Annotated in this window: 14 protein-coding genes and 2 pseudogenes; 12 read left to right on the top strand and 4 right to left on the bottom strand. The window is 59.2% G+C overall.

The features are described from left to right. The first annotated feature begins 161 nt into the window (after positions 1-161). Together ACI77H_RS20400 and ACI77H_RS20395 are read left to right on the top strand one after the other, a co-directional pair. Positions 162-1,835: a nitrite/sulfite reductase gene (locus tag ACI77H_RS20400; RefSeq protein ID WP_407013529.1), complete on the top strand. Its 1,674-nt coding sequence runs from the start codon at positions 162-164 to the stop codon at positions 1,833-1,835. Beyond that, positions 1,832-2,311, top strand: a complete 480-nt coding sequence (locus tag ACI77H_RS20395; protein WP_407013528.1) for a DUF934 domain-containing protein — start codon at positions 1,832-1,834, stop codon at positions 2,309-2,311. The genes ACI77H_RS20400 and ACI77H_RS20395 overlap by 4 nt, the downstream gene beginning before the upstream one ends. A gap of 137 nt (positions 2,312-2,448) precedes the next feature. On the opposite strand, the gene ACI77H_RS20390 is transcribed toward ACI77H_RS20395, so the two are convergent. Next, on the bottom strand, positions 2,449-4,800 hold the full coding sequence (locus tag ACI77H_RS20390; protein WP_407013527.1) for a tetratricopeptide repeat protein: 2,352 nt from the start codon (positions 4,798-4,800) through the stop codon (positions 2,449-2,451). Between the two features lie 214 nt (positions 4,801-5,014). Between ACI77H_RS20390 and ACI77H_RS20385 the strand changes: the two genes are divergently transcribed. Then, positions 5,015-5,686 (top strand): DUF3313 domain-containing protein, encoded by a 672-nt coding sequence (locus ACI77H_RS20385; protein WP_407013725.1) that lies wholly within the window; start codon positions 5,015-5,017, stop codon positions 5,684-5,686. A 94-nt stretch (positions 5,687-5,780) separates the two neighbouring features. On the opposite strand, the pseudogene ACI77H_RS20380 reads toward ACI77H_RS20385, so the two are convergent. Both ACI77H_RS20380 and ACI77H_RS20375 read right to left on the bottom strand, forming a co-directional pair. Beyond that, positions 5,781-5,998 (bottom strand): annotated as a pseudogene (locus ACI77H_RS20380) (hypothetical protein); the annotation flags it as partial. Between the two features lie 36 nt (positions 5,999-6,034). Beyond that, positions 6,035-6,217: pseudogene (locus tag ACI77H_RS20375) on the bottom strand (hypothetical protein); the annotation flags it as partial. 332 nt (positions 6,218-6,549) lie between these two features. On the opposite strand from ACI77H_RS20375, the gene ACI77H_RS20370 reads away from it, so the two are divergent. Next, positions 6,550-7,515, top strand: a complete 966-nt coding sequence (locus tag ACI77H_RS20370; RefSeq protein ID WP_407013526.1) for a hypothetical protein — start codon at positions 6,550-6,552, stop codon at positions 7,513-7,515. A gap of 375 nt (positions 7,516-7,890) precedes the next feature. On the opposite strand, the gene ACI77H_RS20365 is transcribed toward ACI77H_RS20370, so the two are convergent. Beyond that, positions 7,891-8,316, bottom strand: a complete 426-nt coding sequence (locus ACI77H_RS20365) for a YciI family protein (RefSeq protein ID WP_407013525.1) — start codon at positions 8,314-8,316, stop codon at positions 7,891-7,893. Between the two features lie 257 nt (positions 8,317-8,573). On the opposite strand from ACI77H_RS20365, the gene ACI77H_RS20360 reads away from it, so the two are divergent. From ACI77H_RS20360 to ACI77H_RS20325, 8 genes are all read left to right on the top strand, one after another. Beyond that, positions 8,574-10,868 (top strand): hypothetical protein, encoded by a 2,295-nt coding sequence (locus ACI77H_RS20360; RefSeq protein ID WP_407013524.1) that lies wholly within the window; start codon positions 8,574-8,576, stop codon positions 10,866-10,868. A 358-nt stretch (positions 10,869-11,226) separates the two neighbouring features. Further along, positions 11,227-11,727, top strand: coding sequence for a thiol peroxidase (gene tpx / locus ACI77H_RS20355; RefSeq protein WP_008030203.1), 501 nt, complete (start codon positions 11,227-11,229; stop codon positions 11,725-11,727). A gap of 178 nt (positions 11,728-11,905) precedes the next feature. Next, complete coding sequence (locus tag ACI77H_RS20350) at positions 11,906-13,222, top strand: MdtA/MuxA family multidrug efflux RND transporter periplasmic adaptor subunit (protein WP_407013523.1); 1,317 nt, start codon at positions 11,906-11,908, stop codon at positions 13,220-13,222. Then, positions 13,219-16,323, top strand: coding sequence for an MdtB/MuxB family multidrug efflux RND transporter permease subunit (locus ACI77H_RS20345; RefSeq protein ID WP_407013522.1), 3,105 nt, complete (start codon positions 13,219-13,221; stop codon positions 16,321-16,323). Before ACI77H_RS20350 ends, ACI77H_RS20345 begins: the two co-directional genes overlap by 4 nt. Then, entirely contained in the window at positions 16,320-19,427 is a 3,108-nt protein-coding gene (locus ACI77H_RS20340; protein WP_407013521.1) for an efflux RND transporter permease subunit, read from the top strand. Before ACI77H_RS20345 ends, ACI77H_RS20340 begins: the two co-directional genes overlap by 4 nt. Beyond that, complete coding sequence (locus tag ACI77H_RS20335) at positions 19,424-20,899, top strand: efflux transporter outer membrane subunit (RefSeq protein ID WP_407013520.1); 1,476 nt, start codon at positions 19,424-19,426, stop codon at positions 20,897-20,899. The genes ACI77H_RS20340 and ACI77H_RS20335 overlap by 4 nt, the downstream gene beginning before the upstream one ends. Positions 20,900-21,118: 219 nt before the next feature. Continuing rightward, complete coding sequence (locus ACI77H_RS20330) at positions 21,119-23,200, top strand: putative bifunctional diguanylate cyclase/phosphodiesterase (protein WP_407013519.1); 2,082 nt, start codon at positions 21,119-21,121, stop codon at positions 23,198-23,200. A 140-nt stretch (positions 23,201-23,340) separates the two neighbouring features. Continuing rightward, positions 23,341-24,087: an SDR family oxidoreductase gene (locus tag ACI77H_RS20325; protein WP_407013517.1), complete on the top strand. Its 747-nt coding sequence runs from the start codon at positions 23,341-23,343 to the stop codon at positions 24,085-24,087. Positions 24,088-24,150: the final 63 nt, after the last annotated feature.

Raw genomic sequence — 24,150 nt, 5'->3', positions numbered from 1 at the left:
AGTTTATGCGGATCAGATACAACGCTTGCCTGCGGTCCTTGCCCGCATTCTGATACGGTTTTTTACCGTTTAGCTGAATCTGTAACGTACTGCGCCGCAGGTCCATAGTCACACCCAGAAAACGAGCCACAGAGCCCGCCCCATTCTGATGAGGTAGCCACATGTATCAGTACGACGACTATGACCGGGCGCTGGTCTTCGAGCGCGTTGCGCAGTTTCGCGATCAGGTCGAACGCTTCACGGCAGGCGCGTTGAGCGAAGAAGAATTCCTGCCGTTGCGCTTGCAGAACGGCCTGTATATGCAAAAACACGCTTACATGCTGCGCGTGGCGATTCCTTACGGCACGCTCAGCGCGCAACAGATGCGTACGCTGGCGAGCATCGCCCGGGATTACGATCGCGGCTATGGTCACTTCACCACCCGGCAGAACATGCAGTTCAACTGGATCGAACTGGCCCAGGTGCCAGAGATCCTGGAGCGCCTGGCCCAGGTAGAAATGCACGCGATCCAGACGTCTGGCAACTGCGTGCGCAACATCACCACCGAAGCCTTCGCCGGGGTGGCCGCCGACGAGTTGATTGACCCGCGACCGCTGGCGGAAATCTTGCGCCAATGGTCGACGATCAATCCGGAATTCCTGTTCCTGCCACGCAAGTTCAAGATCGCCATCTGCTCGGCCGTACAGGACCGCGCGGCGATCATGATGCACGACATCGGCCTCTATCTTTACCCCGGCGCCGACGGGCAAATGCTCCTGCGAGTCATTGTTGGCGGTGGTTTGGGGCGCACGCCGATTCTTGGTCTGCAGATTCGTGAAGGCTTGCCGTGGCAGCATCTGCTGTCGTATGTCGAAGCGGTGCTGCGGGTCTACAACCGCCACGGCCGGCGAGACAACAAGTACAAGGCGCGGATCAAAATTCTGGTCAAGGCGCTCGGCATCGAAGCCTTTGCCCGGGAAGTGGAGGAGGAGTGGCAGTACCTCAAGGACGGGCCGGCGCAATTGACCGGTGACGAATATGAGCGTGTCGCCAGTGCCTTTGTGCCGCCGGATTACCGTTCGCTGCCCGGCACCGACCTGGAATTTGGCACACGCCTGACGGAAAACCCGGCGTTCGCCCGCTGGGTGTCGCGCAATGTCCAGCCGCACAAGGTGCCGGGCTACGCCAGTGTGGTGCTGTCGACCAAACCGGGCAGTGCTTCGCCGCCGGGGGATGTCACCGGCGAACAAATGGATGCGGTGGCCAACTGGTCCGAGCAGTTCGGTTTCGGCGAGATTCGCATTGCCCATGAACAGAACATCGTCCTGCCGGACGTGCCGAAGTCGGAGCTGTTCACGCTCTGGCGTGTGGCTTGCGAGCACGGATTGGGCAGTGCCAATGTCGGCTTGCTGACCGACATCATCGCGTGCCCCGGTGGCGATTTCTGCGCGTTGGCCAACGCCAAGTCGATTCCGATCGCGCAGGGCATTCAGGCGCGTTTTGACGACCTGGATTACCTGCATGATCTGGGCGATATCAGCCTCAACATTTCCGGTTGCATGAACGCCTGTGGCCACCACCACATTGGCAATATCGGCATTCTGGGCGTCGACAAGAACGGCAGCGAGTGGTACCAGATCACCCTCGGCGGTGCTCAGGGCAAGCACAGCGCGCTGGGCAAAGTCATCGGCCCATCCTTCAGTGCCGCCGAAGTGCCCGGCGTGATTGAGCAGATCATCGCCACGTTCGTGCGTTACCGCGAGAGCGAAGAACTGTTCGTCGACACCCTGCAGCGCCTCGGTCTGGAGCCTTTCAAAGAAGCGGTTTATCCGAAGTTGCTGGAGGTGTCGGCATGAACAATCTGCTGCGACTGGAGGCCGGTGTGGCGCGGATCGATGGCGCCGATCCGTGGACCCTGGTCAGGGACCCTGCGGTCGGATGGCCCTCGGGACCGGCGATTGTGCCGCTGGCTTGCTGGTTGCAAGCGCCCAAGCAGCATGGTGTGTGGCTGGGGCCGGACGATGAGGTGGAAAGCCTCAAGCCGTGGTTCGAGCAACTGCCGCTGATTGCGCTGGATTTCCCGAGTTTTCGCGACGGTCGTGGTTACAGCCAGGCGTATTTGCTGCGCAGACGATTGGGCTGGACCGGCGAATTGCGCGCGGTCGGCGATGTCCTGCGCGATCAACTCAGCCACATGCGCCAATGCGGTTTCGACAGCTTTGCGGTGCGCGAAGACAAGTCCGCCGACGATGCGCTCAAGGGCCTGGCTGGCATGAGCGTGTTGTATGGGCGTTCGGTGATTGAGCCGCGACCGTTGTTTCGGCGCCGTTAGAAAATTTCAAAGATCCAGGGCCCGTCGCCTTCAATCGCCTTCGCGATCAGGCTCGCTCCTAGTGGTGATGTGTCGGACAAAAAATAGGACCTGTAGGAGCCGGCTTGCCGGCGTTGGGGCCTTCGGATCCCCCCCGTTCACTTCAGCGCCGGATCCCCCATGTTCATCTTCTTCCAGCCCTGCAACAGCGCTTGGGCCTTGGGCTGCTGTCCGTTTTCCAGGTAGTACTGGATCAAAGACAACCGAGCATTGCGATTCGTCGGTTGCACTTTCAACAACCGTTCCAGCTCCTCGCAGGCCTCATCAACCTTGCCGCTGTCATGCAGTGCCACCGCCAGCACATAGCCGAACTGCGCGCTCCGGGGTTCCAGCTCGGCGGCTTTGCGCAGCACCGGCATGGCCTGGGCAGTTTTGCCCGCTCGTATCAGCGACAGCCCTTGGGTATGCAGCAGCAACGCCGCGTGCGGATGGTCCTTGAGGCCTTGTTCCAGCAGCGCCTGTGCTTCCTGACCACGCCCACTGGCTTCCAGCCACTGCACCAGCGTCACCAGCGCCGGGTAAAAGTCCGGATCGCGCTGGAGCGCCGTGCGCAGCAGCGCTTCAACTTCAGCGCTACGACCGCTGGCCTGATACAGCATGGCGAGGTTGAGGTTGGCTTCAGCGCGTTCGGCCAGGCTCTTTTGCACGTACTCATACTCGGCGATGGCGCTGTTCCAGTTCGGCTGAGCGCTGCCTAAACCATTGCGGGCGGCGCTGAGCAGATCCCGTGCGGCAGCAATGCGCACTGCTTTGACCGGGTCACCCAGCAACGGCGTCAGCAGCGGCGCACGCTCTGCCGGCGGGAGGAACGCGCTGATCGCCCGGACGGCGCTTTCACGCACTTGCGGTGCGGGGTTGCGCAAGTCCTGGGTCGCCAGTTTCAACGCCTGTTCGCTGGGGTACAGCGACAACTCCGCCAGCAGTGTTGCGCGCTGGATCGCCGGCAGGTTGCTGCGTTGCAGCTGTTCGTACAAGGCTTGTGCCGCGCCGGGCTGGCCGGTTCGAATCAACCACAGGCTTTCGTCGTAACGCGGTGCCTGGGCGGCGGTGGCGCTGTTCCAGAGCTTGAATTGATCGCTGATTTTGTCACCGGCCTTGCCTTGATGGCAGGTCAGGCAGGCGTCCGGTGTGCCGAGTTTTTTCGCCCGCTCCGGGTTGGGAATGCTGAAACTGTGGTCATGCCGATAGTCATTGCCCATGTAGAACTTGCCGGGCATGTGGCAATCCACGCACTGCGAACCCGGTTGGCCGATGGCGTGGCGAGTGTGCTCGATGGAGTCGTAGTTTTTCGCTTGCAGGCCTTTGCCCTCGACGCCTGCAACCGAGGTTTTGCCGGCGCTGTTGTGGCATTGCAGGCAGACGCCGTTGCCCGGAGCCTTGAGCTCGTTGCTGTGGGGGTTGTGGCAGTTGCTGCAGCGCACACCCTTGTCGAACATTTTGCTCTGGGCGAAGGAGCCGTGTTCAAACACTTCGTCCTTGATCTTGCCATCCAGCGCGTACAATTCGCGGGTCAGGGGGCTGGGCAGGTAGTCGTCCATCAGCCGCTTGCCAACGGTGAAACCATCGCCCAGCGGCGCGCGCCGGGAGTGGCAGCGGGCGCAGGTTTCGATCTCGACGGTAGGGTCGTTGTCCTTGAGGTCGACGGCGAAACCGGCGTGGATCAGATCAGTCTTTTTCGCGGTCCATTCCAGGTGACTGGACGCGGGGCCGTGGCAGGCCTGACAACCCACGCCAAGGCTGTTCCACTGACTGTCAAAGGTGTTTTTCGCTGCGTCGAAGTTGCGTTTGTAGCCGGTGGTATGGCACTCGACGCACATGAAGTTGGCGTTCTGGCTCGGCTTGCTCCAGTGCAACGGGTTCTTGAAGGTCACACCTTGCCCCGGATAGAGGTGAAACCAGCGGTGTTTCTCGCTATCCCAGGCGACGCCCAAGGCTTGCAACCGACCTTCGCCGACCTCAATCAAATACTGCTGCAACGGCGCGACGCCAAAGGTGTAGGCAACTTTGAAGTCAGCATTCTTGCCATCATTGCCCGGTGTGTTGACCCAGAATTCGTCGCTTTTGCGCGAGAATCGGGTCGTCTCGTTTTCGGCCTTGAAGGTGATGTTGTTGAAATCACCGAGCATCGTGCCGGCGCTGGCTTCCTGCATCGCCAGTTGGTGATGCGAGCCTTGCCAGTCCTTCACCTGCTCGCTATGGCAACCCTGGCATTGTTGCTCATCGACCATCTTCGCCGGTGCGGCGACCACGGGTTTTTCAGGTGTGATGATCGGCGTGGTTACCAGCGGCGCATAGGTGACCGGCGCCGGCTGGCTGCTGAACAGAAACCAGCCAATACCGACGATCGCCAGGAGCAACACGCTGATGAAGAAGGGAAACAGAAAACGGGAAATCGAGGTCGGTGGCGCATCAGGGCGTGGTGCTGCTGCTTTATTTTTATGTTTCGGCATTGCGACTTCCATCGTCGGGGTGCGGTTGCCGTCAGGCGCGCGTACAAGCTCGATGGAGCTTTGTCGCAGGATGGACGTCTGTCAAATGACCGTCGCGAGCCCCTGCGCAGCGATAGATGAATATTGTGATTCTGCACAACAAGATGCGCTGCATTGGCTATACCTGTTAAATCCGCTTCCAAACCGTAGTCGACTGCCCTACAGGAGTTACCGCATGAAGCTTGCATTAATGATGAACACACTGTGCATTGCCTCGATCGGCGTAGTTGGCTGCGCCAGCAAAAAGGTCGAGCCGGACCAGTATTCGGGCTTCCTCAAGGATTACAGCCAGCTCCAGGAAGCCAAATCACCTTCCGGGGCGGTGGTGATGCGCTGGGTCGATCCGAAGCTCGACATCAGCACATTCAAAAGTGTGTACATCGAGCCGACGCAGCTGTACCCCAAGCCTCAGGCAACCTTAAAAATTCCTCAGACCACCCTGAACGGGATCACCAGTTACTACGATCAGGCGCTCAAACGTGAAATCGGCAAATCCCTGCCGCTGGCCGCCGGCCCTGGCCCGGGTGTGATAGTGGTGCGCGCGGCGATCACTGCAGTCAGCAGCAAGACCGAAGGACTGAAGCCTTATGAAGTGATCCCGATTGCGCTGGTCGCGGCGGCGGTGAGTACCGCCAGCGGGATTCGTGATCAGCAAACAGACCTGGCTACAGAGGCAGTATTTCTCGATGGCGGCAACAATAAAGTTTTGGCCCAGGTGGTGCGCAAAGGCACCGGCAAACCGTTGGAAAATGACTCGCAGGTGATGAAAGCTGATGACGTGAAAGGCGTGATCGATGGCTGGGCTTCGGATATGCATCAGTCGTATCTGAAGCTCAAATCCAAGTGATGTATCGGGGCTGATGGCCTCTTCGCCGGAGCGCCGCCAGGAGCCGGTTCGCTCCGGGCGGCGCTCCGACGATGGCGGACCAACAATATCTGCATCACTCCCCGACAAACCACCGGTAATGGGGATTCCCCCATCCCGGCGCATTGCCTCGCAAATATCCCTTGCCCACGCATCCCGGCCGCCCTCATAGGCATGCAGGCGCGCCCGATAAAATTGCATCAAGCGCTGCCGGTGCGCATTCATCCGCCTGATGAATCCCGCATCGGCATTCATTAGCGGTGGCGCGACACGCAAGTCCAGCAGGGCCGGTAACCGGCTGCGCGCAGTACACCGTGCATGGGAGAGTCCTTATTTGCCGAAGGTAACGTTGTGGCCGGCGAACAGCGTGGACGGTGGCAAGGCTGCATTGTGCTCGACAGTTCACTGCGGTTCGATGAAGGCATTGAGAATATTGGGCCCGGATTTCCAGACTTTGCCGGCACCCAGACCGAGCGGAATGTAATGGGTCCCGTTTTTCAGATCGAAGGCCCATTCGACATGATTCCCCGGTTCCTTGGTGGCTCATTGGTCAACTCAGCACTTGGCGGCCGTCACTGGTAATCTCTTTGCTATCAAGCCTTTAGGACACGTCTGATGGACGTTAGCAGCTGATAGCGGGTTATCCAGTCGAATGGATTGATTCATTGGCGCTGCGTAACGCTGAAACGACAAACCCGCCAATTGTGTGAATCCGCATAAAAAGCCCCCCTTTTAGTTCGGATTGGCCTTAACGAACTGTCATTTGTGACAGTTCCGCGCGGAGCATTTTTTGCTGATAGTTGCAGGGCGGATTTCAACCCATCGTCGATTGTCGAGACCAGGCCATGACTGTTGCATTCAAAGCCATATCCACTGTTGAAAGCCCCTGGAAACAGGTCCGACTGATCATCAATGGCAAGGAGGTGCAATGGAACGGCGCCATCGTCCTGCGCCGCGGTCAGGAAAATACGGTGAGCGTGGAAGCTCCGCCGTCCATCGCCAAGCAGCTCTATTTGGGCCTGGCTGAAGATGGAGGGCTGAACATCGGGGCCTCTCCTGCGTTTCAAAACTGGGTAGATCCGGACGATGGCCGGTTCGAATGGACGCTCACCCCGAGCGACGGCGAGAGTGGTCATGTCACCCTGGTGTTTTTGAGCAGGGAAGTACTCGAGTCTTGGTCACTCCCGTGCCGGGTCATGTCACTTAACCTGTGGGATGAGGTGAAGGTCTTATTCAACGGAGCCGAATATGATCCGCGCAGTAGCGCTTATCCAGTGCGAGGGAGCCGTTACCCAGTCCGAATACAACCAGCGGCCGGTAGTCCATCCATCAATCTCAACGCAGTCGTTGATTGGGTAATCCAACCCGAAGGACTGGAGGTGACGCTCAAACCATCGACCGGCGAATCCCAAGAGTTGGAAGCGGAAGGCGCTTCTTGGGATCTGGTGTGTGGCAACACTCGAGATGGCAAGTTTTCGATGATCGTGTATCTGGAGGACGACCCAGAAATCGGTCTTGAGATAGCGTTTGAGTTAGGAAATCACGATCTCGCTTTGTATCTGGCGACGATTCTCAAAGGGACCGCAGGCAATCGAGTAACACTGACGACTTTGTCCCAGGTTCCTCTATTCCGACGTGTACCCGGCGTGGCTATCCAGTGGAGTTGGCGAGGTGGCGTGCTCTTGACTGGCGTCACCAATAACCTGGGTGCCAGCTCCGTGGAGTTTGATGCGAGGCAGGTTAACGGACCGGTTTCAGTGGAGACCTATGTGCGTGGACAGCCTCATTCAGTAAAAACCGTTGAAGTTTGAGTCTTGGGTTTTGTTCTGGTCGCTGACAGGAAACGAATGTCTGAGGGCTTCCTGGCTGGGTGCTCTCGGTGAACCTGGCGGTCCATTAGTGGGATGGAAGTAGCGTTGTTCATTGTGCTTGAGGAAGGTCTGGTCCACGGTGATGTCACCCGTCAGCCTGCGGCTGTTTTCGCAGTGACTAACCATAAGTGGACCCTGACGGGAGCTGCGGGAAAAACCGGCAAGTTTCGATTGAAGTGGTTCTGCCAAGAGGCAGTGTTAATCACTGCGCAAAACAGAGTGTCAGGCAATCACAACGCCTGATTCAGTTTCGTGGCCGCGGCATACAAGTTGACGGTTTTCAGGGCGCCGGGCCCCAAAAACCGCCGTAAGTACTCAACGCTTGTTCAACTGCTCACGCTGCCGCTCCTCCTGCTCCCGCAGCTGCGGCGTGAACTCGGCCCCGAAATCCTCTGCTTCGAACACCTGGCGAATCTCGATTTCGGCTTCGGTCCCCGGCATGGGGTTGGGGCAGCGCTTGACCCACTCGATCGCTTCCTCTTTCGACTTCACCTGCCACAGCCAGTAGCCGGCGATCAATTCGTTGGTCTCGATAAACGGGCCGTCGACTACCGAGCGTGTGTCGCCGGAAAAACGCACACGCGCACCTTTACTGCTTGGGTGCAGGCCTTCTCCCGCGAGCATGATCCCGGCCTTGACCAGTTCCTCGTTGTAATTGCCCATCGCGGTCAGCAGTTCTTCGCTGGGCATCACGCCGGCCTCGGAGTCGGGGCTGGCTTTGACAATGATCATGAATCGCATGGGTGTGTCTCCAGGGGATGTGAGTGACTCACAGCATGGTCGCTTGGCCGGCGTTTAAATCGACAGCGCTTCCCAAAGATATCGCCCTGTCATCGGAAGCAGCTCAAACCCCTTATTCCAAGGGAACTGTTTTTCCCGAAGATTTATTGTAAATAGATCTTATGCGCTGTCATTTCTGACAGTACCCGCACTAACTCTTTTTCTCGATAGTCGAGTGGCCAGTTTTTTTGTTCACTTCCAACAATCGGCAACGCGCCATGACCTCGAAACTTAAAATCGAAGCTGCCGAGCTTCCTCCCGTCTCTCCCGTATCTCCCGTCTATTTTTGTTACGGCGCTTCGGGCGGACGTGGGCATACGTTCACCGCAATTGGAGAAGCCACCAGTCCATGGGTCGGGCACGGCGTCAGCGTGAATCCCGCTAGCGGGCAAACCCTTCCATTCCAGACCGTCCCCGCGCCTGGCGTTTACCAGGTTTTTTCGGAGCAGGGATCTGAGTGGAAGATCAACTGCCCGGATGACGGCGAAGAGATCGCCCTCGATTGCTGGCTACAGACAGAGTTCACCGCCGTGCCCTGCAGTATTGCGGTGCGGTTGGGGCATTATCTGCGTGAATTCCTGGGTAAACGCAATCCGCTGGGCGCGCCATTGATCGGTGATGAAGTCACTGCCGAGGTTCAGGTCGTATCTGCCTACACCAAAAAATCACTGCAAGATGTCGAAGTTCAGTGGTTCGTCGGTGGGGAACCCGCAGGCACCAGAAACACCAACGACTTGGGCTGGAGCACGTTCAGCCACACCTTCGTAACGGACGGCGAGCAGTCGATTACAGCCAAGGTGTTTAGCCCCTATGACGACACTTGGGTTGAGCACAATTTTCCAGTCAAGGTGTACCGCGATAGTCCTTGGCAACAAGCGGAACTTAAAGTCAACGGTCTACCTGTGGCGTGGCGTTCACTTCTGGTGTTGCGCCGCGGACAGGCGAATGAAGTGACTATGAAAGTTGATCCGCAGATCGCTCGAACACTCAAGCTGACGCTGGTAAACAATGAAGGGCTGAGCATCGATACCGAACCTGCAGATGATGTGTGGCATGTACCGGACCCGGTGTCCGGAGAGTTCAAATGGAAAATCACCTCAAACGAAGAGAAGAGTGGTCGAGTCACATTGGTTTTTGTAAGCCGGGAAGTGATCCAGCCTTGGAATCACGACTGTCGGGTGCTTGCAGATAATTTCGCAGATGAAGTGAAAGTCCTGGTTGGCGGTGAACCTGTCGCGTTGGACAGCAATTTTTTCTTTCGCCGCCAGCCTCGCTTTTTTACGTTGGCGCCCAAAGAGGGCCGTTCGGTGATAGAAGGCCTTGCTGTGACGCTGACCTATGTGATCACCAGCGGCCTTGATCCAGCAGATTTGAAGTCCGGTTATGCATTTGGACTTCCCACTTTGGATCATCGCTGGAACGTAATCGGATCTAACAACAGTGGTACTTTCCAGCTGATATTTACATGCCAGGGCATTGCCGTGCCACTCACGCTGGCAGTCAATGCCTTGTTGTCGACTGATCTTAATGATGAAGCCGATGTGCGGATCGGGGGCGTGGAGCCGGAAGACGGGCAAGTCTTCTTCAGGAACGAGGCCCAAACGCTGACAGTGGTTGCTAAACCGGGCAGTCCACTAGGCCGCCTGCCTTTGAAGTTGCAATGGATCAAAGGAGAGGGGCTACGGGCCGAAGACTTTACTTGCGAGCCCGCCCTCGACACTTACGCCACAGTCCACAGCTGGAACATCACCGGTCCTGCGGATAAGAGCGGTACGTTCCAACTCGAGCTGGTTGCCCAAGGCATGAGTACGTCTCTTCTGCTACCGACCTGCATATTGCTATCAAGTAACTTGGCTGACGAGGTTGACATAAAAATTGATGGCCAAAATATTACTGGTAATGGAGTCGCTTTCCTAAGGAAAAGGACCAGAAAAATCCAGTTAGTGGCGAAATCTACAAGTCCGATCGACAAGCTTCCATTAATGATGAAATGTGAGATTGTAAGTGGAATTACCCCCGGCACTATAAAAAGTACTCCGGCCTTTGGTTCTGAAGTACTCAGTCGCGAGTGGGAAGTTGGTTGCGTAAGTTTGGGCGAAGGGTTGTTCAGGCTTGAAGTATCTTGTCCTTTGCAGAGTGGCTCATTATATATTGATTGTAGGCAGATTGATATTTGGTACACGGTGGCTGGACAATCCATTGAGTTGGTTGATGGGGTTGGCTTGGCAAGAGTAAATGATAAGGGGGCACATATTTTTGTTGCACAATTTTCGGATTCGGCGGTGGGGCATGTAGTAAAGATTGCTGGGGGCGGGATGATGCATGTTTCACCCAGTTTGCCTCTTGACTATACTGTCGGTCCGTCGAAAGCAATAAGACTTGACGTAAACCCGAACCTGTACACTGGTGATAACCTATTTACCTTTAAGTTTGCTGGCCTCAATGATTATGCCGATCAAATCGTTATTCGAGTTGAGCAAAATAATAGTGCGCTGTTAGGGGGGGAAGTCTGATGTAAGATGCGCACGTTTAGTTTGCAGGGTTGTCCACGAGCTATGCGCTGGTTTGCCAAGCATCGCTCGTGGGCGGTTTTTTACCGGTGCGCACTGCAAACCGTCGCAATCTTTGCCGACGCAGTCGATTAATTTTCAAGGTACGGTATCGCAACATGTTGCAGGAGCCGCGGTGCGGCGATCCGACTTCCAGTGATGAGTCACCCTTACTCGTTGAAGGTTCTACCGCTATCGCGAGCAAGGTTGTTCCTACCCGGGCTTATCACGATTTGTATCCGCCCATAGGCCATCAGCGCAATCCATGGTTAACTTCTGCCTCGCCGAATTTTCCACATCAACGTTCAGAAGGACTCCGTTCATGGCTCAAGTCACCCTTAAAGGCAACCCGGTTCAAGTCAACGGCCAACTGCCACAAGCCGGCTCCAAGGCGCCAGCCTTTTCCCTGGTTGCCGGCAACCTGTCCGACGTGACCCTGGCAAGCTTTGCCGGCAAGCGCAAAGTGCTGAACATCTTCCCAAGTGTCGACACCCCGACCTGCGCCACGTCGGTGCGCAAGTTCAACGCCCAGGCCAATGACGTCGCCAATACCGTGGTGCTGTGCATCTCCGCTGACCTGCCGTTCGCCCAGGCCCGTTTCTGCGGCGCTGAAGGCCTGGAAAACGTGCAGAACCTGTCGACTCTGCGCGGTGCCGAGTTCATCGAGAACTACGGCGTGGCGATTGCCGATGGTCCGCTCAAAGGCCTGACCGCCCGTGCCGTGGTGGTGCTGGACGAGAACGACAACGTGCTGCATAGCGAACTGGTCAAGGAAATCGCTGAAGAACCGAACTACGAAGCGGCACTCGCTGTTCTGAAATAAGCATACCTTTACAATTGTTAACGGCCTGGCTCTGTCCAGGCCGTTTTCATTTGTGCTTCAGTGTCTTAGAAAAATCTCCTGTTACGTAAGCCGAAGGTAAATTGCCGGTAAAGGCGCTTTGCTAAATACCCGCCAGTGCTTATCGTTCAGCCTCCCGTAGAAGAAGCCCACGCGCCCAATGGTTGATCATTCAATGCAATCCTCCGCTTCCCGTAGTCCTCGTCGCTGGCTGTTCGGCCTGCTTGTCCTGTTGGTCATCGCTGGCCTGTGCTGGAAATTCTGGCCTGGCAGCGCTGTGCCAAAAGAAGGCGCCGGGCAAAAAGCCGTGGCCGGGCACACCGGCAAGGCAGGGGGGATGCGTCCCGGTTTTGGCGGGGCGAGCGGGCCGGTTCCGGTGCGTGTGGCGCCAGCGGTCAAGGGGGATTTCCCTTTGTATTACAAGGCGCTGGGCACCGTGACGGCGCTGAACACCATCAATGTGCGCAGCCGGGTGGGCGGCGAGCTGATCAAGGTGTCGTTCGAAGAAGGGCAGATGGTCAAGGCCGGTGACTTGCTGGCGGAAATCGACCCGCGTTCTTATCAGAATGCCTTGCTGCAGGCCGAAGGCACCTTGTTGCAGAATCAGGCGCAACTGAAAAACGCTCAGGTCGATGTCGAGCGTTATCGCGGTCTGTACCGCGAAGACAGCATCGCCAAGCAAACCCTGGACACCGCCGAAGCGCTGGTCGGCCAGTACCAAGGCACGGTCAAGACCAATCAGGCCGCGGTCAACGACGCCAAGCTCAATCTCGAATTCACCAAAATCCGTGCGCCGATCACCGGTCGTGTGGGCCTGCGTCAGCTTGACGTCGGCAACCTGGTGGCCGCCAACGACACCACGGCGCTGGCGATCATCACCCAGACCCAACCGATCAGCGTGGCTTTCACCTTGCCGGAAAACAGCCTCGACGTGGTGCTGGCCCGCTATCGTAGCGGCGCCAAACTGCCCGCCGAAGCGTGGGACCGGGGCGACACCAAAATCCAGGCCACCGGCGTATTGCAGAGCCTCGACAACCAGATCGACGTCACCACTGGCACCCTGAAGTTCAAGGCGCGCTACGATAACCGTGACCAGGCGCTGTTCCCCAATCAGTTCGTCAACGTCCACCTGCTGGCGGACACCCTCAAGGGCGTGATACTCGCACCTTCGGCAGCGATTCAATTCGGCACCAACGGTACCTTCGTCTATGCGATGGATGGTGACAAGAAAGTCACGATCCGCCAGTTGAAGGTCGGCGCCAGCGACGGTGACAACACCGTGATCACCGAAGGCCTGGCCGCCGGCGATCGTGTCGTCCTGGAAGGCACCGACCGCCTGAAGGAAGGCAGCGAAGTGGAAGTGGTCAACGACACCCAGGATGTGCCGACCACCCCGACCGGGCACCTGCAAGGCAAATCGGCGGTCAACGCGACTGAACCGGCGACCACCGACAAGGCGAAAAAGGGCGGCGCATGAACATCTCGCGGCTGTTCATCCTTCGCCCGGTCGCCACGACCCTGAGCATGCTGGCCATTATTCTGGCCGGCGTGATCGCCTATCGGCTGTTGCCGGTGTCGGCGTTGCCGCAGGTCGATTACCCGACCATTCGCGTGATGACCCTCTATCCAGGCGCCAGCCCGGACGTCATGACCAGCGCCGTCACCGCACCGCTCGAGCGTCAGTTCGGGCAAATGCCGGGCCTTACCCAAATGGCCTCGACCAGTTCAGGTGGCGCTTCGGTGCTGACCCTGCGGTTCAGCCTCGACATCAACATGGACGTGGCCGAGCAGCAGGTGCAAGCCGCGATCAACGCCGCGACCAATCTGCTACCCAAGGACCTGCCGGCGCCGCCGGTGTACAACAAGGTCAACCCGGCGGATACCCCGGTGCTGACCCTGGCCATCACCTCCAAAACCATGTTGCTGCCCAAGCTCAATGACCTGGTCGATACGCGCATGGCGCAGAAAATTGCCCAGATCAGCGGCGTCGGCATGGTCAGCATTGCCGGTGGTCAACGTCAGGCGGTGCGGATCAAGGTCAACCCCGAAGCCCTCGCGGCTAACGGTTTGAACCTGTCGGACGTGCGCACTCTGATCGGTGCGTCCAACGTCAACCAGCCCAAAGGCAACTTCGACGGCCCGACCCGGGTCTCGATGCTCGATGCCAACGATCAACTGACCTCGCCCAAGGATTACGCCAACCTGATCCTGGCCTACGCCAACGGCGCGCCGTTGCGGCTCAAGGACGTCGCCGAAATCGTCGATGGCGCGGAGAACGAACGCCTGGCGGCGTGGGCCAATGAAAACCAGGCCGTATTGCTGAACATCCAGCGCCAGCCCGGCGCCAACGTCATCGAAGTAGTCGACCGGATCAAGGCGTTGCTGCCGAGCATCACCGACAACCTGCCGGCGGGCCTCGAGGTCACGGTGCTGACCGACCGCACCCAGACCATCCGCGCCTCCGTCACCGATGTGCAACACGAACTGCTGATCGCCATCGCGCTGGTGGTGATGGTCACGTTCCTGTTCTTGCGCCGGGCCAGCGCCACGATCATTCCGTCGGTGGCCGTGCCGCTGTCGTTGATCGGCACTTTCGGCGTGATGTACCTCGCCGGTTTCTCGGTAAACAACCTGACCCTGATGGCGCTGACCATCGCCACCGGTTTCGTGGTGGACGATGCAATCGTCATGCTGGAGAACATTTCCCGCTTCATCGAAGAGGGTGACAGCCCGTTGAACGCGGCGCTCAAGGGCGCCAAGCAGATTGGCTTTACCCTGATTTCCCTGACGCTGTCGCTGATCGCCGTACTGATCCCGCTGCTGTTCATGGCCGACGTGGTGGGGCGCCTGTTCCGCGAGTTTGCGATCACGTTGGCGGTGGCGATCCTGATTTCCCTGGTCGTGTCGTTGACCCTCACGCCGATGATGTGCGCACGGCTGCTCAAGCGTGAGCCCAAGGAAGAAGAACAGGGCCGTTTCTATCGGGCCAGTGGCGCCACAATTGATTGGATGATCGCGGCTTACGGGCGCAAGTTAAAGTGGGTTCTCAAGCATCAGCCGCTGACGTTGCTGGTAGCGATCGGCACCCTCGCGTTGACCGTGTTCCTTTATATGGTCGTGCCCAAGGGCTTCTTCCCGGTGCAGGACACTGGGGTGATTCAGGGCATTTCCGAGGCGCCGCAGTCGATTTCCTTTGCGGCGATGAGTGAGCGGCAGCAGGAACTGGCGAAGGTGATTCTGGCGGATCCGGCCGTCGAGAGTCTGTCGTCCTATATTGGCGTCGATGGCGATAACTCGACGTTGAACAGCGGCCGTTTGCTGATCAACCTCAAATCCCACAGCAATCGTGACTTGAGCGCGACCGAGGTCATCGCCCGCCTGCAACCGGAGCTGGACAAACTGGTCGGTATCCGTCTGTTCATGCAGCCGGTGCAGGATCTGACCATCGAAGACCGGGTCAGCCGCACGCAGTACCAATTCAGCATGTCCTCACCGGATTCAGAGTTGCTCAGCCTGTGGAGCGGTCGCCTGGTCGAAGCATTGGCGCAACGACCGGAGCTGACCGATGTCGCCAGCGACCTTCAGGACAAAGGCTTGCAGGTCTATCTGGTGATCGACCGCGATGCCGCGTCGCGGGTCGGCGTATCGGTGTCGAACATCACCGATGCGCTGTACGACGCCTTCGGCCAACGACAGATTTCGACCATTTACACCCAGGCCAGCCAGTACCGCGTGGTCCTGCAGTCGCAGTCCGGCGAGAAAATCGGCCCGGACGCGCTGAACCAGATTCACGTCAAGACCACCGATGGCGGGCAAGTGCGCCTGTCCAGCCTGGCGAACATCGAGGAACGTCAGGCGCAGCTGGCGATTACCCACATCGGCCAGTTCCCGGCGGTGATGATGTCCTTCAACCTCGCGCCCGGCGTGGCGCTGGGGCATGCGGTGGAAATCATCGAGCAAGTGCAAAAGGACATCGGCATGCCGATTGGCGTGCAGACCCAGTTCCAGGGGGCGGCCGAAGCGTTCCAGGCGTCGTTGTCGAGCACCTTGCTGCTGATTCTGGCGGCGGTGGTGACCATGTACATCGTGCTCGGCGTGCTCTATGAGAGCTACATCCACCCGATCACCATTCTCTCGACCTTGCCCTCGGCGGCGGTCGGCGCCTTGTTGGCGTTGCTGTTGAGTGGCAATGACCTGGGGATGATCGCGATCATCGGCATCATCCTGCTGATTGGTATCGTGAAGAAGAACGCGATCATGATGATCGACTTCGCCCTCGACGCTGAGCGTAACCAGGGCATGGACCCGGAGACGGCGATCTATCAGGCGGCATTGCTGCGGTTCCGGCCGATTCTGATGACCACGCTGGCGGCGTTGTTTGGCGCGGTGCCGTTGATGCTCGCCACCGGTTCCGGCGCTGAGTTGCGTCAACCCTTGGGTCTGGTGATGGTCGGTGGTTTGTTGGTGAGTCAAGTGCTGACGCTGTTCACTACACCGGTGATTTACCTGTACTTCGACCGCCTCGGTCGGCGCTGGGGCCGTCAGTCCGAGCCCGTGGAAGTGGTCGAACAGCCATGAACCTCTCCGGACCTTTCATCAAGCGCCCGGTCGCCACCCTGTTGCTGAGCCTGGCGATCATGCTGCTGGGCGGGGTGAGCTTCGGTTTGCTGCCGGTGTCGCCGCTACCGCAAATGGACTTCCCGGTGATCGTGGTCCAGGCCAGTCTGCCCGGTGCGAGCCCCGAGGTGATGGCCTCGACCGTGGCCACGCCGCTCGAACGTTCCTTCGGCGCCATCGCCGGGGTCAACACCATGAGCAGCCGCTCCAGCCAGGGCTCGACCCGGGTGATTCTGCAATTCGACCTCGATCGCGACATCAACGGCGCGGCGCGGGAAGTGCAAGCGGCGATCAATGCCTCGCGTAACCTGCTGCCAAGCGGGATGCGCAGCATGCCGACGTACAAGAAGGTCAACCCGTCCCAGGCGCCGATCATGGTGCTGTCGCTGACCTCGGACGTGCTGGAAAAGGGCCAGCTCTACGATTTGGCCTCGACGATCCTGTCGCAGAGCCTGTCTCAGGTGCAGGGCGTCGGTGAAGTGCAGATCGGCGGCAGCTCCTTGCCGGCGGTGCGTATCGAACTCGAACCGCAAGCGCTCAACCAGTACGGCGTGGCGCTGGACGATGTGCGCAACACCATCGCCAACGCCAACGTGCGCCGGCCGAAAGGCTCGGTCGAAGACGGCCAGCGCTTGTGGCAGGTTCAGGCCAACGATCAACTGGAAAAGGCCAAGGATTACGAGTCGCTGATCATTCACTACAACGGCGGCGCAGCCCTGCGCCTGAAGGATGTGGCCAAAGTCAGCGACGGCGTCGAAGACCGCTACAACAGCGGTTTCTTCAACGACGACGCGGCGGTGCTGCTGGTGATCAACCGCCAGGCCGGCGCCAACATCATCGAGACGGTCAACGAGATCAAGGCCCAGCTCCCGGCGTTGCAAGCCGTGCTGCCGGCCAGCGTCAAACTGAACCTGGCCATGGACCGCTCGCCAGTGATCAAGGCAACCCTGCACGAAGCGGAAATGACCCTGCTGATCGCTGTGGCGCTGGTGATTCTGGTGGTGTTTCTGTTTCTCGGTAACTTCCGCGCCTCGCTGATTCCGACCCTCGCGGTGCCAGTGTCGCTGGTCGGCACCTTCGCGGTGATGTACCTGTACGGGTTTTCGCTGAATAACCTGTCGCTGATGGCACTGATTCTGGCCACCGGGCTGGTGGTGGACGATGCCATCGTGGTGCTGGAGAACATCACCCGGCACATCGACGAAGGCGTGCCGCCGATGAAGGCCGCCTACCTCGGGGCTCAGGAAGTCGGCTTTACGCTGCTGTCGATGAACGTCTCGCTGGTGGCGGTGTTCCTCTCGATCCTGTTCATGGGCGGCATCATCGAAAGCCTGTTCCGTGAGTTTTCCATCACGCTGGCCGCGTCCATCGTGGTCTCGCTGGTGGTCTCGCTGACCCTGACGCCGATGCTGTGCGCCCGCTGGCTCAAGCCACATACGCCAGGACAGGAAAACCGTCTGCAGCGCTGGAGTCAGCGCGCCAACGAGTGGATGGTCGGCAAATACGCCACCAGCCTTGACTGGGTGCTGCGCCACCGTCGTCTGACGTTGCTCAGCCTGATTGTGACAGTTGGCGTTAACATTGCGTTGTATGTGGTTGTTCCTAAAACATTTTTACCTCAGCAAGACACCGGCCAACTGATCGGTTTCGTGCGCGGCGATGATGGTCTTTCATTCAGCGTGATGCAGCCAAAAATGGAAATCTTCCGCCGTGCCGTGCTCAAGGACGAGGCGGTGGAAAGCGTCGCCGGGTTCATCGGCGGCACTAACGGCACCAACAACGCCTTCATGCTGGTGCGTCTGAAGCCAATCAAGGAGCGGGGCGTATCTGCGCAAAAAGTCATCGAGCGCCTGCGCAAGGAAATGCCCAAAGTCGCCGGCGCCCAGTTGATGCTCATGGCGGATCAGGACCTGCAGTTTGGCGGTGGTCGTGAACAGACCTCCTCGCAGTATTCCTACATCCTGCAAAGCGCCGACCTTGGCGAGTTACGCCAGTGGTACCCGAAAGTCGTCACCGCGCTCAAGGCGTTGCCGGAGCTGACCGCGATTGATGCCCGTGAAGGACGCGGCGCGCAACAAGTGACCTTGATCGTCGATCGCGATCAGGCCAAGCGCCTCGGCGTCGATATGGACATGGTCACCGCCGTGCTGAACAACGCCTACAGCCAGCGGCAGATTTCGACGATCTACGACAGCCTCAACCAATATCAGGTAGTCATGGAGGTCAATCCTAAATACGCCCAGGACCCGATCACCCTCAAGCAGGTTCAGGTGATCACCGCCGATGGCGCGCGGATTCCGCTATCGACCATCGCCCATTACGAAAACAGCCTTGAAGACGACCGCGTCAGCCACGAAGGTCAGTTCGCCTCCGAAAGCATTGCCTTCGATATGGCTGAAGGCGTGACGGTGGAGCAGGGCACCGCGGCCATCGAACGGGCGATTGCCAAACTTGGCATGCCGGAAGATGTGATCGTGAAAATGGCCGGGACGGCCGACGCTTTCGCCGCGACGCAGAAGAGCCAGCCGTGGATGATTCTTGGCGCGCTGGTGGCGGTGTATCTGGTGCTGGGCGTGCTGTATGAAAGCTACATTCACCCGCTGACGATTCTCTCAACGTTGCCGTCGGCCGGGGTCGGCGCATTGCTGTCGATCTATGCATTGGGCGGTGAGTTCAGCCTGATCTCGTTGCTCGGGCTGTTTTTGCTGATCGGGGTGGTGAAGAAGAACGCCATTCTAATGATTGACCTCGCATTGCAACTCGAGCGGCACCAGGGCCTGGAACCGCTGGAGTCGATCCGCAGCGCCTGCCTGCAACGTCTGCGGCCGATTCTGATGACCACGCTGGCGGCGATCCTCGGGGCGTTGCCGCTGCTGCTGGGCCGTGCTGAAGGTGCAGAAATGCGTCAGCCGCTGGGCCTGACCATCATCGGCGGGCTGATCTTCAGTCAGGTGCTGACCCTTTACACCACCCCGGTGGTTTACCTTTATCTCGACAAACTGCGCCATCGTTTCAATAAATGGCGTGGGGTGCGTACCGATGCTGCTCTGGAAACTCCGCTATGACTGACAGTTCGCTTATCAACCTGTCTGCACCGCTGATCACGGCCCGAGGCTCGCGTTTGTTGAGCCTGTCGCTGTGCGTGGCGCTGCTCAGTGCCTGCGCCATCGGCCCGGATTACCAGCGCCCGCAAGCTGCCGCGCCGGTGCAGTACAAGGAAGCGGCCGGTTGGCGTCAGGCCAACCCGAGCGATTCCCTGGCCCGCGGTGCCTGGTGGGAATTGTATGGTGATCAACAATTGAACGGGCTGATCGAGAAGCTCAACAGCGCCAACCAGACGGTTGCCCAGTCCGAAGCCCAATACCGTCAGGCCCAGGCGTTGGTGCGCAGTGCCCGCGGTGCGTTTTTTCCGACCGTGGACCTGACCGTCGGGAAAAACCGTTCCAGCCAGGGCACCGGTAGCAGCAGTTCGAGCCTGAGCAGTTCCTCCAGCGGTATTCGCAACACCTACACGGCCCAAGCCGGGGTCAGTTGGGAGGCCGACGTCTGGGGCAAGCTGCGCCGTGGGCTGGAAGCCGACACCGCCAACGCCGAGGCGAGTTTTGCCGATCTGGCAGCGATGCGCCTGAGCCAGCAGTCGGAACTGGTGCAGAACTACCTGCAATTGCGCGTGATCGATGAGCAGAAGCGCTTGCTGCAAGCAACGGTCGAGGCCTATCAGCGCTCGCTGAAAATGACCGAAAACCAGTACCGCGCCGGCGTTTCCGGCAAGGACGCGGTGGCTCAGGCCACCACTCAGCTCAAAAGCACCGAGGCCGAGTTGGTCGATCTGATCTGGCAGCGCGCCCAGTTCGAGAACGCCATTGCCGTGCTGATCGGACTGCCGCCCGCCGAGTTCAGCCTCGCGGAAGCGACGGACATCCCGCTGCTGCCCGAAGTGCCGCTGAACCTGCCTTCACAATTGCTGGAACGCCGCCCAGACATCGCCTCGGCCGAGCGCTCGGTCATGGCCGCCAACGCGAACATCGGTGTGGCCAAGGCGGCTTACTATCCCGATCTCACGTTGAGTTTGAACGGCGGTTACAGCAGCAGCACCACTTCGAACTGGATCAGTGTGCCGAACCGCTTCTGGTCGGTCGGCCCGCAACTGGCGATGACCTTGTTCGACGGCGGTCAGCGCTCGGCGGAAGTTGACCGCAGCGAAGCCGCCTATGACGAGACAGTGGCCAAGTACCGCCAGACCGTGCTCGACGGGTTCCGTGAGGTGGAAAACTATCTGGTTCAGCTCAAGGTCCTGGAAAACGAATCCGCCGTGCGTCAACAGGCACTGGATGCGGCGCGTGAGTCCCTGCGCCTGACCCAGAACCAGTACAAGGCCGGGTTGATTGCTTATCTGGATGTGGTGGTGGTGCAGGCCACGGCGCTAAACAATGAACGGACCATGCTGGATTTGTTGCAGAGCCGACTGATCGCCAGCGTGCAATTGATCGCGGCGTTGGGCGGTGGCTGGGACGGCCAGCTCGAACTCGACAACTGACCCCGTATTTCCTTATTGCTGCAGGGGCGCGGGGGACGACGGGAAGGCGGGGCTCTGGAGCAACTATTCAGAGATATTTCGAGCAATCAAACAAGCGTTTCATCGGCTTGATGGCCCTTTGCTAATTTTCTCAGTGCGTTCTTTTGCGCAGTCAGTACAATCGCCCGATTCGCCCCCCGAGAACGGAAGCAGTACGGCGGGGTAGTCGCGAGAAATCCAATGCTCATCGGTAACTATTCACCCACGCTGGTTATCATTTCGCTCTGCGTCGCGATTCTCGCCTCTTATACCGCGCTCGACATGACCGGGCGCATTGCCACCGCCAGAGGTCGGGCTGTGCATTTGTGGACGGTGGGCGGGGCTTTTGCCATGGGCATCGGCGTGTGGTCGATGCATTTCATCGGCATGCTCGCGTTTGAACTGCCCATTGACCTCGGCTACGACATCACCCTGACGGCCCTGTCGCTGCTGACCGCGATTCTGTCCTGCGGCTTTGCCCTGTGGCTGGTCAGCCAGCCACAACTGCCGGGCTGGCAACTGGGGTTTGGAGCACTGGCGATGGGCGCTGGTATCAGTGCCATGCACTACACCGGCATGGCCGCCATGCGCATGCAGCCGGGTATCGATTACGACCCGACACTATTTAGTGCCTCTCTGCTCATCGCCGTCGGGGCGTCGGGTGCTGCGTTATGGATCGCCTTTCGCCTGCGCCGGCACACGCCTTATGTCGGCCTGCTTCGAGGCGGCGCCGCCGTGATCATGGGCATTGCCATTGTTGGTATGCACTACACCGCCATGGCCGCTGCGCGTTTCCCAGACGGCAGTTTTTGTGGCGCGGCGATCAGCGGTTTGAACGGCAAGGGCCTGGACAGCCTGGTACTGATCACCACGATGGCGGTGCTGAGCATTGCCTTGCTCACCTCGATTCTCGATGCGCGCCTGGAGGCGCGCACTGCCGATCTGGCCCACTCGCTGACCGAAGCCAATCGTGAACTCACCCAACTGGCGCTGCATGACCCCCTGACCGGCCTGCCGAATCGAGTGTTGCTGGCCGACCGTATCGATCAGGCTATGTCGAAGGTAGAGGAGCAGGGCGGTTGTTTTGCATTGATGTTCATCGATCTGGACGGTTTCAAACCGGTCAATGACGCCTTCGGCCACCACATGGGCGACCTTCTGCTGCGGGAAGTCGGCTTGCGCTTGCGCGAGGATCTGCGCAGCCAGGACACGCTGGCGCGAATCGGCGGCGACGAATTTGTCTTGCTGGTGCAACTGCGCGACGAACATGACGCCTTGAACCTGGCAGCCCGTCAGGTCGAAATGATTTCGCGCTCGTTCCGCGTCGCCGAACATCATTTGCAGATTTCCGCCAGTGTCGGCATCGCCCTCTATCCGGGTAACGGTCAAACGGCCGAGGAACTGCTGATGAATGCCGACGCGGCGATGTATCACGCCAAGGGTGCGGGCAAAAACGGTTACAGCTTCTTTGACGCCTCGATGAACAGCAACGCGCGCAAACAACTGCAATTGCTGCAAGACCTGCGTAATGCCGTGGACCAGCAACAGTTCAGCCTCTATTACCAGCCCAAGTTCGACGCCAGCAATGGCCGGCCGGTCGGCGCCGAAGCGCTGTTGCGTTGGGTGCACCCGACCCAAGGCATGCTGCTGCCGGACAAGTTCATTGAGCTGGCGGAGAAAACCGGACTGATCATTCCGATTGGCGACTGGGTGCTCAACGAAGCCTGCCGCCAGATGCGCGAGTGGTACGTGCTCGGCTACACCGACTGGCGCATCGCGGTGAACCTCTCGGCCCTGCAGTTCTGCCATGCAGGCCTGGTTCAGAGTGTCGCCAAAGCCCTGGCCACGCACCATTTGCCGGCCAACAGCCTGACCCTGGAAATCACCGAAACCACCGCCATGAGCGACGCCGATGCGAGCATGACGGTGCTCAATGAACTCTCGGCGATGGGCGTCGACCTGTCCATCGATGACTTTGGCACCGGCTACTCGAGTTTGATGTACCTCAAGCGCTTGCCGGCCAACGAATTGAAGATCGACCGTGGTTTTGTCCGCGATCTGGAACGCGACAGCGACGACGCCGCCATCGTTTCTGCGATCGTCGCGCTGGGCCAGGCACTGGGTTTGCGGATCGTTGCCGAAGGGGTGGAAACCGACGTGCAGCAGGATTTCCTGACCCAACTGGGCTGTGACTCGTTGCAGGGTTACTTGCTGGGGCACCCGCAACCGCCGGAGCGCTTCATGGTCGATATTGTTCGGGCGGAGAAACTGGCGCTGGCTTGAAGCGAGACCGCGTAGTCCGATGTAGGTGCTGGCTTGCCAGTGATGGCGTCCGCCCTGACATCACAACACCTCATGCAAAAAACGCCGATGACGGTTATTCTTGCCCCCGATTGCTTACGCTCGAACGGGGAACAGCCAGCATGGACAAAGTCATCGTCATCACCGGCGGCAGCCGCGGCATCGGCGCCGCTACTGCCTTGTTGGCCGCGGAACAGGGCTATCGGATCTGCATCAACTATCAATCCGATGAAGAAGCCGCGCACCGTGTGCTCGCGCAAGTCCGCGCCCTCGGTGCCCAAGCGATCACGGTCCGTGCCGACGTCAGCATCGAAGACGAAGTGATCGCTCTGTTTCACCGGGTCGACACGGAACTGGGCCGGGTCACCGCACTGGTCAACAACGCCGGCACCGTGGGACACAAGTCCCGGGTCGACGAAATGTCCGAATTCCGCATTCTCAAAATCCTCAAAACCAACGTCCTCGCGCCGATCCTTTGCGCCAAGCACGCAATCCTGCGCATGTCGCCCAAACATGGCGGCCAGGGTGGCAGCATCGTCAACGTCTCCTCGGTGGCCGCACGCTTGGGCGCCCCCGGCGAATACGTCGACTACGCGGCCTCCAAAGGTGCACTCGACACCTTCACCGTCGGCCTGTCCAAGGAAGTGGCCGGCGAAGGTATCCGCGTCAACGCCGTGCGGCCTGGCTACATCTACACCGATTTCCACGCGCTGAGTGGCGATCCGGACCGGGTCAGCAAACTGGAATCGGCGATACCGATGGCGCGCGGTGGCCGGCCGGATGAAGTGGCGGAGGCGATTGTGTGGTTGTTGTCGGATAAGGCGTCGTATGCGACCGGGACGTTTGTTGATCTCGGTGGCGGCCGTTGAATGGCTGTCTACTGTCATTGTTGACAGTAGACGCTGATTGCTCCTGCACCTAGATTGCGAGTG

The sequence above is a fragment of the Pseudomonas sp. O230 genome (assembly GCF_045447035.1).
Classification (GTDB): domain Bacteria; phylum Pseudomonadota; class Gammaproteobacteria; order Pseudomonadales; family Pseudomonadaceae; genus Aquipseudomonas.
The sequence above is the reverse complement of the archived record's forward strand: the minus strand, read 5'-3'. Positions and strand labels throughout refer to the sequence as shown.

What these genes read in the sequence shown, in the direction of transcription:
- ACI77H_RS20390 (WP_407013527.1), bottom strand. Translation starts at nt 4,800, where the DNA reads ATGCCGAAACATAAAAATAAAGCAGCAGCACCACGCCCTGATGCGCCA.
- tpx (WP_008030203.1), top strand. Translation starts at nt 11,227, where the DNA reads ATGGCTCAAGTCACCCTTAAAGGCAACCCGGTTCAAGTCAACGGCCAA.
- ACI77H_RS20345 (WP_407013522.1), top strand. Translation starts at nt 13,219, where the DNA reads ATGAACATCTCGCGGCTGTTCATCCTTCGCCCGGTCGCCACGACCCTG.
- ACI77H_RS20330 (WP_407013519.1), top strand. Translation starts at nt 21,119, where the DNA reads ATGCTCATCGGTAACTATTCACCCACGCTGGTTATCATTTCGCTCTGC.
- ACI77H_RS20340 (WP_407013521.1), top strand. Translation starts at nt 16,320, where the DNA reads ATGAACCTCTCCGGACCTTTCATCAAGCGCCCGGTCGCCACCCTGTTG.
- ACI77H_RS20395 (WP_407013528.1), top strand. Translation starts at nt 1,832, where the DNA reads ATGAACAATCTGCTGCGACTGGAGGCCGGTGTGGCGCGGATCGATGGC.
- ACI77H_RS20335 (WP_407013520.1), top strand. Translation starts at nt 19,424, where the DNA reads ATGACTGACAGTTCGCTTATCAACCTGTCTGCACCGCTGATCACGGCC.
- ACI77H_RS20365 (WP_407013525.1), bottom strand. Translation starts at nt 8,316, where the DNA reads ATGCGATTCATGATCATTGTCAAAGCCAGCCCCGACTCCGAGGCCGGC.
- ACI77H_RS20350 (WP_407013523.1), top strand. Translation starts at nt 11,906, where the DNA reads ATGGTTGATCATTCAATGCAATCCTCCGCTTCCCGTAGTCCTCGTCGC.
- ACI77H_RS20370 (WP_407013526.1), top strand. Translation starts at nt 6,550, where the DNA reads ATGACTGTTGCATTCAAAGCCATATCCACTGTTGAAAGCCCCTGGAAA.
- ACI77H_RS20400 (WP_407013529.1), top strand. Translation starts at nt 162, where the DNA reads ATGTATCAGTACGACGACTATGACCGGGCGCTGGTCTTCGAGCGCGTT.
- ACI77H_RS20360 (WP_407013524.1), top strand. Translation starts at nt 8,574, where the DNA reads ATGACCTCGAAACTTAAAATCGAAGCTGCCGAGCTTCCTCCCGTCTCT.
- ACI77H_RS20385 (WP_407013725.1), top strand. Translation starts at nt 5,015, where the DNA reads ATGAAGCTTGCATTAATGATGAACACACTGTGCATTGCCTCGATCGGC.
- ACI77H_RS20325 (WP_407013517.1), top strand. Translation starts at nt 23,341, where the DNA reads ATGGACAAAGTCATCGTCATCACCGGCGGCAGCCGCGGCATCGGCGCC.